Here is an 11,406-nt window from a genome sequence, read left to right on the forward strand (position 1 = left end):
TTATGTTCAGGAAAAGGAGTGTGAACGTGACCTTGCGAGCAGCATTTTTGGCTACCACCCTTCTCATGGCTACCAATGGCGTGGCCTATGCGCAGACGCCGGCATCGTCCCAGCCGGCTGCGGCCGCCACTGTAAACGTCACTCAGGGAGCGGCCGTCATGGACGCCAAGGGCGGCGCTGTCGGAACGATATCTTCCGTCAATGGCGACATCGCCGTGATCGACACCGGCGCCGTCAAGGCAAGCGTGCCCACCTCGTCCTTTGCGCAGAGCGACAAGGGCCTGCTTCTGGGTATGACGAAGGCAGAGCTTGAGGCCGCTGCCCAAGGCGCCTCGGCCCAGCAGAAGGAGCAGTTCCTGGCATCGCTGGCACCGGGCGCCGCCGTTAGCGACGCCAGCGGTGGCGCCGTCGGCACGATCGAGGCCATCGAAGGCGATATGGTGACGATCGCTACGCCCAACGCCAAGGCAAAACTCCCCAAGGCATCGCTGGCGCAAGGCCCTAACGGCCCGGTGATCGGCATGACCCAGGCACAGCTGGAGGCGGCCGTTAAGGCAACGACGCCGCCCGCAGGCTAAGTCGAGCCGACATCGGTAAAAAATCTGCGCCCGCGTACAGCCTCCCGGCTTGTGCGCGGGCGTTGCCCTGTCTATAGCCGCGCACACGTCGGGGATATGGCAGAAAACTGCCGAGTCCGGCGTGCCGAAGGGGAACAGCGGAGAGTCATATGGCGTCGTCGCTGCAACGCGTTTCGATTGTCGGGAACCAGTAAACGTGTCTTCTGTGGATCTGGACGACGACTACAGGCCATCGCCTGACGAGCCTTTCATGAACGAAAGGCAGCTTGCCTATTTCAAGGCGAAATTGCTCGCCTGGAAGGATTCCATCCTCAAGGAATCGGCGGGCACCCTCCAACAGCTGCAGATCGATTCGCTGCGCGAGCCGGATCTCACCGATCGCGCGTCGAGTGAGACCGATTGGTCGATCGAATTGCGCACGCGTGATCGCCAGCGCAAGCTGATCTCCAAGATCGATGCCGCGCTGCGTCGGATCGAGGATGGCGAATATGGCTATTGCGAGGTCACCGGCGAGCCGATCTCGCTGGGCCGGCTCGAGGCGCGCCCGATCGCGACCATGACCGTCGAGGCGCAGGAGCGCCACGAGCGGAACGAGAAGGTCAGCAGGGAGGACTGAGGTCCTCTTTTTTTATGCCTGTTGCGCGGCGCAACAGGCGTGCGCGCAACAGCTATGCGTTCCGTGGCTGTGTCTTCGCTTGTTCCGGGCGAATGTCAGGCAATGATGTCGGGAATCAGCATATCCTCAAGCTGGCTGATCTCGTCCTTGATCCGAAGCTTGCGCTTCTTGATCCGCGCAATCTGCAGTTGATCGATGGCCGGTGCGGCTTGCAATGCGACGATCGCCGCTTCGAGGTCGCCATGCTCCTGGCGCAATATATGGATGCGGCGTTCGATCAGTTCACTGTCCAAGACGACTCCCTCCGCAACGGCATTTCCTTGCGCAGAGTCTAGCGGTGAAACATGCGTCTGCTCAAGGGCAAGGACGCGCGAACGGCTTGTCGTGCTTTTCCCGCAGCTTACGCCAGATCGTATCGAGCGCTCCGGTAAAGCGAAATTTTTAACCAAGACAGCGTCGCCGAATCGTGATTTATTGGTTTCCCCAAGACGAGGTGAAAGGAGACGCTATCTATGTCGACTACCCATTCGTCCGCCATGTTGGCGAAGCATGCAGGCATCGAGGCCCGGATCGCAGCGGAAAGCCGTCGGCCTTCTCCCGACACGATGCTGATCAACGAACTGAAGAAGCAGAAATTGAAGATCAAAGAGGCTCTCGCCCGACTTTGACGCGCAGGAGGATTGAGGGTCAGTCGATCCTCAATCCAGGCCTGCGGACGCGACCGAGGTCGACGAGCTTGCGTAAATTATCGTCGCTGCCGTTCACGACCTGCCGCCGAGCCATTTTAGGGTCGATCACCGCATTGAACGTGATCCCCATCCGGCCTTCCCGGACCCAGACAATCTCGCCTCCGACGGTGCCCACACCGCGAATCTCGACCTCGACGACTGCGCCTTCGTCATAGTCGAGTTCGGAATCAGCCATGAGGCCGGTGGGCGAGAGGTTGCGGATTCGGATAGGCTGCGTCTGGCGCGCATAGTCCCCCGCTGCCCGCATCGACGCCATCAGCAACAGGCTGTCGCGCTTGCGCGTGCGCTTGCCCGCCGGTGCGGGGGTCTCCCCGGCCATGTCGCCCATGATCGATCCTCAAAACTGCCAGTTGGATCGATTAAAGCGCAGAGAAGTTGAAGAGGGGTAAATGGCGGGGGCACGGGCAACCGAGCCCCCGCCGTTCGATGACCCGATTGTGCCGGTCAGCGCTCGATGCACATGGCGATGCCCATGCCGCCGCCGATGCACAGGGTGACGAGACCCTTGCGTGCATCGCGCTTCGCCATTTCGTAGAGCAGCGTAGTGAGGACGCGCGCGCCCGAGGCGCCGATCGGGTGACCGATTGCGATCGCGCCGCCATTGACGTTGACGATGTCCGGGTTCCAGCCCAGTTCCTTGCCGACGGCCAGCGCCTGGGCGGCAAAGGCTTCGTTCGCTTCGATCAGGTCGAGGTCGCCGATCGACCAGCCTGCCTTCTGCAGCGCCAGCGTGCTCGCCGGTGCCGGGCCGATGCCCATGATCGAGGGGGCGACCCCGCAGGTGGCCCAGCTGGCGACCTTGCCGAGTACCGGTGCGCCCCGCTTCGTCGCCTCATCGGCGGTCATCAGGACGAGTGCTGCGGCGCCGTCGTTGATCCCACTGGCATTGGCGGCCGTTACGGTCCCGTCCTTCTTGAACGCAGGCTTCAGGCCGGCCATCGCTTCCAGCGTGGCGCCTGCGCGAATATATTCATCCTGGTCGACGACTGTCTCGCCCTTGCGGGTCTTGACCGTCACCGGCACGATTTCGTCGGCAAAGCGGCCAGCCGCGCGCGCTGCCTCGGCCTTGTTCTGGCTGGCGACCGCGAATCTGTCCTGCTCCTCGCGGCCGATCTGATATTTCTCGGCGAGATTTTCGGCGGTGATGCCCATATGATAGCCGTTGAATACATCGGTAAGGCCATCGACGATCATGGTATCCACGAGGGTCGCGTTGCCCATCTTGGCGCCGTTGCGCATATGCTGGGCATGGGGCGAGAGCGACATATTCTCCTGGCCGCCAGCGACGACGATGGTCGCATCACCACAGCGGATCGCCTGAGCCGCCAGGGCGACGGCGCGTAGACCGGACCCGCATACCTGGTTGATGCCGAAAGCGGTCGCCTCTTTGGGGATGCCGGCGTTGATCGCCGCCTGCCGCGCCGGATTCTGGCCCTGGGCTGCGGTGAGCACCTGACCGAGCACGACCTCGTCGACATCCGTGGCGGCAACCCCGGCCTGCGTCAGCGCGGCTTCGATCGCGATGCGGCCCAGCTCATGCGCCGGCGTAGCGGCAAAGGACCCCAGGAAGCTGCCGACGGGGGTGCGCTTGGCTCCGGTTATCACGATATCGGTCATGGTCGAGCTCCTGCTGGTTGCCGCGTATGCGAAGGGCTCTCGAGGGCCCGATATGATCGACTCACGCGGGATTTGTCCGTCTGTCGACTATCAGGAGTTTTGCAGCTGCGAAACCCATAGGGCGATCTGGTGCCAGAGCGATTCCGGCGCCTTGCGACCCACGACCATGCCGACATGACCTTCTGCGAGCGACAGTCGCTCGCCATGCGGAAGGGCTGTCGCCTCGGGGGTGATCCGATCGATCGTAGATGCGATGTTCAGGATCGGCATGCGCAGACGGTCCGGCGCGATCGTCCGTCCGGCCACAGTCCATGCGCCTTGTCCGGTGCAATTCTCGACCATCAGCGATTTCATAAGCTGGCGACCGGCGGCAAAGGTCATCGGGGGGCCATCATTGGCCCAATCCTCGACGGCAATGTAATTGCGGCCCTCGGCGCTCGAAGGATCCTTAGTAGAGAATTGTTCGAACTTGGCGATCGTCCGGACCGGGTCGATCCGCCAGAAAATCTGCTGCAGGATTTCGGCGGGAAGCAGGCCCAGTTGCTCCGCAGCAGTTGCTGCGCCCTCCCAAAGCTGCAGCAGATCGTTTCGCGTCTGCGAAGAAAATCCGTCGAAATCCCACGGTGCTGCGATCAGCAGCAGCGCACGGGGGGCGGACAGTGCGGCGGCCGCGATGCTCATCGTTCCGCCGAGGCAATAGCCGGCCAGCACGGTATCGGGCCCGAGCAGATCAAGCGCGGGCAGCAGATAGCGTTCGACATGGGCGCCGATGTCGAGATCGGCTTCGTCCGGACCGGGCGTGCCCCAGTCAAGCAGGAAGGGCTGAAGTCCGCTCGCGGCGAGACCGCGCATCATCGAATTTTCGACACTGAGATCAAGGATCTCGCAGCCGTTGATCAGCGACGGTACGAACAGAACAGGCCGCCCGGCTTCAGCATAGCCATGGACCCGAACGCGTCCGATCTGTCCGACTGTCGAGGGAGCCGGCGCTCGTGGCGTGCGCGGTGCGGACTGATAGGCGCGCAATCCGGCGAGGGCAGCCTTCATCCGGCCGGGGTCCGAGCCGGTTTCGCTGCGCAGCATGTCGAGGAACAGCGGCAGCGGGCGCGGCCTGTGTTGCGGCGCGGAAAGATTTGGTGCTATGCTTCCAGCAGAACTGTTGGGCAGGCGGGGTATCATGGCGAAATCATCGGACGGCTCTGGCACGGTCATCATCAAGAAGTACGCCAATCGTCGGCTCTACAACACCGAAACTTCGAGTTATATCACGCTCGACCATCTCGCGACGATGACGCGCGAGGGGCGCGACTTCAAGGTGATCGACGCCAAGTCGGAAGAGGACATCACTCATAATGTCCTGACGCAGATCATCATGGAGGAAGAGAATCGCGGCCAGACGATGCTGCCGGTCAGCTTTCTCCGTCAGCTGATCTCGCTTTATGGCGATTCGATGCAGTCGATGGTTCCGCAATATCTGGAAGCGTCGATGGATGCTTTCCGCCGCAACCAGACGCAGTTCCGTCAGGCCATGGAAGGCGCTTTCGCGGGCGGTCCCTTTGCCGAGATCGCGAAGCGCAACATGGAGATGCTCGAGGCTGCCGCCAGCGCCTTCAAGCCGCCCCGCGCCGCTGGCTCCGCCAAGGAAGAACCGGCCGTCGACACGACGCCGCGCAACGAGGTGGAGGCGCTCAAGGCGCAGCTCGCGGCCATGCAGGAACAGATCAACAAGCTGAAATAAGCAAGCGGAAGCGGCGATAGCCGCCGCCGGTGATCCGGCGACGGCTTGCCTGCTTAGCTCGCCGGCTTGACGAACTTCAGCGTCAGTCGGTCGCTCTCCCCGATCGCCTGATATTTGGCGCGGTCGACCTCGCCCAGGCTGTAGGTCGGCGGCAGGGTCCACACGCCCTTCGGCCAGTCATGCGTGTCCTTCGGATTGGCGTTGACCGGCGATTCGCCCACGAGCTTGAACCCGGCTGCGGTAGCGAGGCGGATGATGGTCGAGCGTTTGATGTAGCCGCTCTGCTTTTCCTTCGCGGAATCCATTTCCTCGGGGAGCCGATGATCGACGACGCCCAATATGCCACCCGGCTTCAACGCGCCGTAGAAGTCGGCGAAGGCCTTGGCCGCCGTGGCATCGCCCGCCATGATGAGGTTGTGGACGTTGCGGAAGGTGAGCACGCGGTCTGCCGTGCCTGCGGGGAAGGTCGAGGGCTCGGTCGGGCTGAACGGTGCGACATCGACGGTCCCGAACCAGTCCTTGTTGCGTTCGAGCATGGCCTTTGCTGCGGCCAGTCCCTTTTCCGATGCGGGCGGCATTGCGACATAACGGCCATTGCCCTTGAGCATCGGAGCGAGGATTTCGGTGTACCAGCCGCCGCCGGGATAATATTCGACGACCGTCTGGCCGGGGGCAACCTCGAAGAAGGCCAGTGTTTCGGCAGGATGGCGATAGGCGTCGCGCGCGCGGTTGGCCTCGCTGCGGCGGCTGTCCGAGAGCGCCTTGGTCAGTTCCGGCGAAGGGGCGGGGGCGGCCACGGCGAGGGACGGTGCCGCGAGCGACAGGCCGAGGGCGACAAGAAGCGAGTAGCGCATGGGCATCATACTCCCGATATGGTTTGACGACCCATCATGACGGAGCCTCAACAAGGTGCAATCGGATTACGCATGGCCGACATTGTGCTTCGCCGCGCTGGCAGTGCTATCCATCGCGGCAGACTGGCGAAATCATCGCCGGAGGGACGCCGATCGTGAACGCGGCCGAATCGCCTGGGTGCCTTGGTCGCTGATCGCGGTGCTGTCGCTGTTGCTGGCGGCGGTGTTCGCGGCCTGGTGGCTGCGCGGCGAATGAGGCCTCAGAGGCAGGACTCGAGCAGCGCCTGATCGAACCCGAACTGGCGGGCCTTTTCGATCGTGTAAGGACGCAGGCCGGTCGGCACGAACTCGCCGACGATCTTACCTTCGGTGTCCTCGGCATGATATTCGAACTTGAACAGTTCCTGGGTGATGATCACCGGGCCTTCCATGCCCAGCACTTCGGTGATGCTTGTCACGCGGCGGGAGCCGTCGCGCAGGCGCTTCACCTGGACGATCAGGTCCACCGAATCCGCGATCTGCTTCGAGATGGCTTCCTTCGGCACCTTGATGTCCGACATCATCACCATGTTCTCCATGCGCGCCAGCGCCTCGCGCGGGCTATTGGAGTGGAGCGTGCACATCGACCCGTCGTGACCGGTGTTCATCGCGGCCAGCATATCGAAACATTCGGGGCCGCGAATTTCGCCCAGGATGATGCGGTCGGGACGCATGCGCAGCGCATTGACGACGAGGTCGCGGATCGAGATCGCGCCCTGGCCTTCGAGATTGGCCGGTCGAGTTTCCAAGGGCAGCCAGTGCGGCTGCTGCAGGCGGAGTTCGGCTGCGTCCTCGATGGTGATCACGCGCTCGCCGGGGTCGATCATCTTCGACAGGGCGTTCAGCATCGTCGTTTTGCCCGAACCGGTGCCGCCCGAAATGACCACGTTGAAGCGGCTCGCACCCGCGATCTTGAGCATGGTCGCCATGCGCTCGCTCATCGAGCCGCTGCGCGCCATCATGTCGAGCGTGATCGGCTTCGACGAGAATTTGCGGATCGAGATGGCGGTGCCGCGCAGTGAAAGGGGCGGGACGATCACGTTGACGCGGCTGCCGTCGGTCAGGCGCGCGTCGGCCAGCGGGGTGGTCTGATCGACCCGGCGGCCGACCTTCGACACGATGCGCTGGGCGATCTGGAACAGATGCTCCTCGTCGCGGAAATTGACCTTGGCGAGCTCCAGCTTGCCCTTGCGCTCGACATAGGTCTGGTCGGGGCCGTTGACCATGATGTCGGTGATCAGCGGATCGCTGAGCAACTCCTCCAACGGGCCGAGGCCGAGCAACTCGTCGATCAGGACCTTTTCGAGCGCGAACTGTTCGCGCCGGTTGAGCGTGATCCGCAGCTCCGCGAGTACCTCGCCGATGATCGGGCGGAACTCCTCGGCGAGTTCGTCCTTGCTCAACGACGCTGCCGCCTCGGGGTCGACGCGCTCAAGCAGGCGGGGAAGCACCTGCTCCTTGATCTTGTGGATCGATGCCTCGAAGCCTTCGACCCGCGAACGTCCGGCGTCACCCGAGGCCGCCTCACGAATGGCAAGGCGGGTCATGGCGTCGATCTGTCGACTGCCGGTGGCCTCGTCTTCGCTGGCGGCGATCGGATCGTCGAAGCTGGGCAGGCCGGCGAAGGGATCGCTGCCTGCTCCGGGGAAGGCGGCATCGAGCGGAGGGAATTGCAGGCCACCTGACAGCCCCGGCGTCGGCGCGTCGCCATGCATCGGGCGCGCCACGCCGAAGGCCGGCTTCGCCCCGTGCGTCATAGCGCCTCTTTTGCCGAACGCACTCATTCACCCTGCCTCACGGCCGATCAACCCGTAAGGGAGATAAGGCGAAAACTCCTCAGAATCGGTTAATTTTCAGGCGCCTGAGATTAGCCAAAGTCGGAAAGCGACAAGCCGGCGGTGCCTTCGAGGCGGATCGCCTCCAGAGAGGTCAGCGGGCCGGCATCGTAGAAGAGATAGAGATCGTTGCCGACCGCAATCATCGTGACCGCCGTCGATCCGCTCGCCGCGAGTGATTGAACGGCGGATGCGAGCGCCGCGTCTAAGGAAGCTGTCGCGGTCAGCGCAGTCACGGCGGTGGGAACGAAGCCCAAGCGGAGATGATCAACGCCACGCGCAAAGTCGGTGATGCTGTCAGTCAAAGCTCCCGCCAAGGTCGCGTCGCCATCGACAAAAACGAACAGGTCGGCGTCATTGCCGCCCGACAACCGATCGATGCCGACCCCGCCGGCCAGCGTGTCGCTGCCGAGGTCGCCCTGCAGGATATCGTCGCCGGTGGCACCGCTCAGACTGTCATTGCCCTGGCCACCGCGCAGCGAGTCGTTCCCGCCGCCGCCCACGATGCTGTCATTGCCGAGATTGCCGTTGACGGTGTCGTTGCCATTGCCGCCTTCGATGCGATCATTGCCCTGACCGCCGAAGATCCGGTCCGACCCGTCCTGGCCGTTGAGCGAATCGTCGCCGGCATTGCCCTGCAGATAATCGCTTCCGGTGCCAGCGTTGAGGGTGTCCGCTCCATCTCCGGGGAGGGCGGTGGAGGCTGCGCCGTAGAGATGGTCGTTGCTGTTGCCACCGACGATCGAGTCGGAGCCGAGCCCGCCCATGATCACATTGCCATTGTCGTTGGCGGTGGCGACGTCGTTGCCGCCGCCCAGCGTCAGCGTGTCGATCCGCGTGTCATAAGCGATGGCGAGATTCTTCGAGAGGCCAGCGACGCTGCTGAAGCTGCCTGCGTGGAGGTCCACGGTCGAAGCCTGGGTGAAGCCGGAAAGATCGAGCGTGTTGCCCGTTCCCTTGTTCCACAATGTCACGATCGGCCGGCTGTTCTGCGTGAAATCGTAGAACTTCCCGATGTCGCCGCCGATATTGCTGTTGAAGCCATAGGTCTGACCGCCCGACAATGGCGTATCGACTGCGACGCCGTACATGCGCTGGATCGCAAGGATGTCGAGCATCATCGGGGTGGTGGGATCATTGCCGTAGGTAAGGCCGTTGCTCGACCGCGATGTTCCCCAGCGAAAGGAACTGTCAGGATCGAGATAGGACATGATCGTCCAGGCTCGATCGTCATAAGCGGTATAGGCCGTCTCTGCGACGTCGGCGCCCTCGTCATAGGCGCCGCCATGGCCGAGCCCCAGGACATGGCCCCATTCGTGGATCAGAGTCGTATAGGGATAGCTGCCATATTCCGAAAAGGCTGCGCCGATAGGGCCAAAGCCGGGCGTGGAGACATCGATCGTTATCTCGCCTTCGGTTGCCCGTCCGACGCGCGAGGTGCCGGTAGTGCCGGGGATAAAGCTGGTCTGGCCGCCCGATGCCGATCCATCGCTGCCGCGACCTATCAGTATGTCTGCCGTGCCGGGTGTCGCTGCGACGAAGCGGATGTTCGCCACCGCCGACCACAAGGCGGCGGTCTGCAGAAAAGCTTGCTGCTCTACCCCCGACCAGTTGGAGGCCGTGTCGAAGGCATAGCTTATGGTCGCGCCGGTTCCCGCCGTGCCGGGACCGAACTTCGCAGTGTAATTAGGGCTGGACGAATAGGTCGCCGGACTGTCGCTGTTCCACGTCCAGAAACTCTGCGCAGCCAGCAGGCCGTTCGCATCGATTCCCGTCAGATAGCTAAGCTGACTTTCCTGTGTCGCGTCGATGGTCGCCATATGTCCGTCGCCCCGTTCGCTCTATCTACGTGCTGTAGCGCGATTTGGTTGAACGACACATTGCGGCGTTGTGCCATAGGACGAAAAGCTGCGCCGTTCGTCGCATTTTCAGACGAAAGGTCGTCCCGCAAAAAAAAGACCCGGCTGCCAGTGGCGCCGGGTCTCGAAGATCATCATGAAGACCGGTTTCAGGCTTCGCTGGCTTTCTCGGCCAGGACCGTCAGGCCCTTCTCATTCACTTCGGCGAAGCCGCCTTCGACGTGAATGCGCGCCGCGATCGTGTTCGGGCCCGAATAGATCGCCAGTTCGCCCGTGCGGACCGTCGACATGAACGGAGCATGCCCCGCCAGCACGCCGAAGTCGCCCTCGGCGCCCGGAACCACGACCATGTGGACGTCTTCCGAACGGAGCAGCTTCTCCGGGGTGACGAGTTCGAAATGCAGATCTGCCATCGATCAATCCTGTCTGGCCTGCAGGGCCTGTTCGAACGCCGATATGGCGCTGTCGAACTTGTCCCGGCAGCCGGGGTTGCAGAAGCCGACGACCGCGCCGCGATAGCGGGTCAGCGAGTCTGCCGCGATCGGTTTTCCCGACCAGGGGCAGAGTTCGTTGACCGCATCCTCGAGGCGCGGCCGGTCTTCCATCAGGCCGCTTCGGCGGCCAGCTTCTTGGCCTTCTCGACCACTTCGTCGATGCCGCCGACCATGTAGAAAGCGGCCTCGGGCAGGTGGTCATATTCACCGTCGACGACGGCCTTGAACGACTTCACCGTGTCTTCGATCGACACGAACTTGCCGGAGATGCCGGTGAAGACTTCGGCGACGTGGAACGGCTGCGACAGGAAGCGCTGGATCTTGCGGGCGCGCTGGACGGTCAGCTTATCCTCTTCGGACAGCTCGTCCATGCCGAGGATCGCGATGATGTCCTGCAGCGACTTGTACTTCTGGAGCGTTTCCTGAACCGCGCGGGCGGTTTCATAATGCTCCTGGCCGACGACGCGCGGCTCGAGCACGCGGCTGGTCGAGTCGAGCGGATCCACGGCTGGGTAGATGCCCAGCTCGGAGATGGCGCGCGACAGAACGGTCGTGGCGTCGAGGTGGGCGAAGGAGGTGGCCGGCGCCGGATCGGTAAGATCGTCCGCGGGCACGTAGATCGCCTGCACCGAGGTGATCGAACCCTTGTTGGTCGAGGTGATGCGCTCCTGCAGCGCGCCCATGTCGGTCGACAGGGTCGGCTGATAGCCCACGGCCGAAGGAATACGGCCGAGCAGTGCCGACACTTCCGAACCCGCCTGGGTGAAGCGGAAGATGTTGTCGACGAAAAACAGCACGTCCTGACCTTCGACGTCACGGAAATATTCGGCGATCGTCAGGCCCGACAGAGCGACGCGGGCACGGGCGCCCGGCGGCTCGTTCATCTGGCCGAACACCAGGGCCACCTTCGAACCCTCGGGGGTCGGGTTGCCGTCGGCGTCCTTGGCGATGACGCCCGCGTCAAGGAACTCGTGATAGAGATCGTTGCCCTCGCGGGTACGCTCGCCCACGCCGGCGAACACCGAGG

The 11,406-nt window shown here is 63.2% G+C and carries 15 protein-coding genes; 5 read left to right on the forward strand and 10 right to left on the reverse strand.

Annotated features, from left to right (window positions below; genetic code table 11):
- Window positions 1–20: 20 nt before the first annotated feature.
- Both KAY22_RS06165 and dksA read left to right on the forward strand, forming a co-directional pair.
- The gene (locus KAY22_RS06165; RefSeq protein WP_296621218.1) at window positions 21–578 is read left to right on the forward strand and encodes a hypothetical protein; all 558 of its coding nucleotides are present in this window, start codon (window positions 21–23) and stop codon (window positions 576–578) included.
- Window positions 579–828: 250 nt separating this feature from the next.
- A complete protein-coding gene (gene dksA / locus KAY22_RS06170; RefSeq protein ID WP_226946700.1) occupies window positions 829–1,194 on the forward strand; it encodes an RNA polymerase-binding protein DksA in 366 nt (121 codons plus the stop codon).
- A gap of 95 nt (window positions 1,195–1,289) precedes the next feature.
- Here the strand turns inward: dksA and KAY22_RS06175 are convergent, their stop codons facing one another.
- Entirely contained in the window at window positions 1,290–1,487 is a 198-nt protein-coding gene (locus KAY22_RS06175) for a DUF465 domain-containing protein (protein WP_296621223.1), read from the reverse strand.
- Between the two features lie 219 nt (window positions 1,488–1,706).
- On the opposite strand from KAY22_RS06175, the gene KAY22_RS06180 reads away from it, so the two are divergent.
- Window positions 1,707–1,862 (forward strand): YdcH family protein, encoded by a 156-nt coding sequence (locus KAY22_RS06180; RefSeq protein ID WP_296621224.1) that lies wholly within the window; start codon window positions 1,707–1,709, stop codon window positions 1,860–1,862.
- A 19-nt stretch (window positions 1,863–1,881) separates the two neighbouring features.
- Here the strand turns inward: KAY22_RS06180 and KAY22_RS06185 are convergent, their stop codons facing one another.
- The 3 genes from KAY22_RS06185 to KAY22_RS06195 form a co-directional block, all read right to left on the reverse strand.
- Entirely contained in the window at window positions 1,882–2,271 is a 390-nt protein-coding gene (locus KAY22_RS06185; protein WP_296621226.1) for a PilZ domain-containing protein, read from the reverse strand.
- A 116-nt stretch (window positions 2,272–2,387) separates the two neighbouring features.
- A complete protein-coding gene (locus KAY22_RS06190; protein ID WP_296621229.1) occupies window positions 2,388–3,560 on the reverse strand; it encodes an acetyl-CoA C-acetyltransferase in 1,173 nt (390 codons plus the stop codon).
- 90 nt (window positions 3,561–3,650) lie between these two features.
- Window positions 3,651–4,739, reverse strand: coding sequence for an alpha/beta fold hydrolase (locus tag KAY22_RS06195; RefSeq protein WP_296621231.1), 1,089 nt, complete (start codon window positions 4,737–4,739; stop codon window positions 3,651–3,653).
- Here KAY22_RS06195 and phaR point away from each other — a divergent pair.
- Window positions 4,738–5,298 carry a polyhydroxyalkanoate synthesis repressor PhaR gene (gene phaR, locus KAY22_RS06200; RefSeq protein WP_296621233.1) on the forward strand — a complete coding sequence of 187 codons (561 nt, stop codon included), beginning with the start codon at window positions 4,738–4,740 and terminating at the stop codon, window positions 5,296–5,298. The two genes, KAY22_RS06195 and phaR, sit on opposite strands and share 2 nt — an antisense overlap.
- A 53-nt stretch (window positions 5,299–5,351) precedes the next feature.
- Here phaR and KAY22_RS06205 read toward each other — a convergent pair whose 3' ends face one another.
- The gene (locus tag KAY22_RS06205; RefSeq protein WP_296621236.1) at window positions 5,352–6,152 is read right to left on the reverse strand and encodes a methyltransferase; all 801 of its coding nucleotides are present in this window, start codon (window positions 6,150–6,152) and stop codon (window positions 5,352–5,354) included.
- 55 nt (window positions 6,153–6,207) lie between these two features.
- Between KAY22_RS06205 and KAY22_RS06210 the strand changes: the two genes are divergently transcribed.
- Complete coding sequence (locus KAY22_RS06210) at window positions 6,208–6,408, forward strand: hypothetical protein (protein WP_296621237.1); 201 nt, start codon at window positions 6,208–6,210, stop codon at window positions 6,406–6,408.
- Window positions 6,409–6,412: 4 nt separating this feature from the next.
- Here the strand turns inward: KAY22_RS06210 and KAY22_RS06215 are convergent, their stop codons facing one another.
- The 5 genes from KAY22_RS06215 to atpD all read right to left on the reverse strand — a co-directional run.
- Window positions 6,413–7,975, reverse strand: a complete 1,563-nt coding sequence (locus KAY22_RS06215) for a CpaF family protein (protein ID WP_296621239.1) — start codon at window positions 7,973–7,975, stop codon at window positions 6,413–6,415.
- 83 nt (window positions 7,976–8,058) lie between these two features.
- On the reverse strand, window positions 8,059–9,846 hold the full coding sequence (locus KAY22_RS06220) for a M10 family metallopeptidase C-terminal domain-containing protein (RefSeq protein WP_296621241.1): 1,788 nt from the start codon (window positions 9,844–9,846) through the stop codon (window positions 8,059–8,061).
- 188 nt (window positions 9,847–10,034) lie between these two features.
- Window positions 10,035–10,298: an ATP synthase F1 subunit epsilon gene (locus tag KAY22_RS06225; protein WP_296621243.1), complete on the reverse strand. Its 264-nt coding sequence runs from the start codon at window positions 10,296–10,298 to the stop codon at window positions 10,035–10,037.
- A 3-nt stretch (window positions 10,299–10,301) separates the two neighbouring features.
- A complete protein-coding gene (locus tag KAY22_RS06230; protein ID WP_296621244.1) occupies window positions 10,302–10,490 on the reverse strand; it encodes a glutathione S-transferase in 189 nt (62 codons plus the stop codon).
- Window positions 10,490–11,406, reverse strand: a 917-nt coding sequence (gene atpD / locus KAY22_RS06235; protein WP_296621246.1) for a F0F1 ATP synthase subunit beta, incomplete at its 5' end; no start/stop codon positions are given. The genes KAY22_RS06230 and atpD, both read right to left, overlap by 1 nt.

Origin of the sequence: Rhizorhabdus sp. (assembly GCF_018006725.1) — a bacterium.
GTDB lineage: Bacteria > Pseudomonadota > Alphaproteobacteria > Sphingomonadales > Sphingomonadaceae > Rhizorhabdus.

Bases quoted from the DNA above. Each gene is read 5' to 3' on its own strand.
- KAY22_RS06185 (WP_296621226.1), bottom strand. From the start codon at position 2,271: ATGGGCGACATGGCCGGGGAGACCCCCGCACCGGCGGGCAAGCGCACG.
- KAY22_RS06205 (WP_296621236.1), bottom strand. From the start codon at position 6,152: ATGCGCTACTCGCTTCTTGTCGCCCTCGGCCTGTCGCTCGCGGCACCG.
- KAY22_RS06190 (WP_296621229.1), bottom strand. From the start codon at position 3,560: ATGACCGATATCGTGATAACCGGAGCCAAGCGCACCCCCGTCGGCAGC.
- KAY22_RS06180 (WP_296621224.1), top strand. From the start codon at position 1,707: ATGTCGACTACCCATTCGTCCGCCATGTTGGCGAAGCATGCAGGCATC.
- KAY22_RS06195 (WP_296621231.1), bottom strand. From the start codon at position 4,739: ATGATACCCCGCCTGCCCAACAGTTCTGCTGGAAGCATAGCACCAAAT.
- KAY22_RS06225 (WP_296621243.1), bottom strand. From the start codon at position 10,298: ATGGCAGATCTGCATTTCGAACTCGTCACCCCGGAGAAGCTGCTCCGT.
- dksA (WP_226946700.1), top strand. From the start codon at position 829: ATGAACGAAAGGCAGCTTGCCTATTTCAAGGCGAAATTGCTCGCCTGG.
- KAY22_RS06230 (WP_296621244.1), bottom strand. From the start codon at position 10,490: ATGGAAGACCGGCCGCGCCTCGAGGATGCGGTCAACGAACTCTGCCCC.
- phaR (WP_296621233.1), top strand. From the start codon at position 4,738: ATGGCGAAATCATCGGACGGCTCTGGCACGGTCATCATCAAGAAGTAC.
- KAY22_RS06220 (WP_296621241.1), bottom strand. From the start codon at position 9,846: ATGGCGACCATCGACGCGACACAGGAAAGTCAGCTTAGCTATCTGACG.
- KAY22_RS06215 (WP_296621239.1), bottom strand. From the start codon at position 7,975: ATGAGTGCGTTCGGCAAAAGAGGCGCTATGACGCACGGGGCGAAGCCG.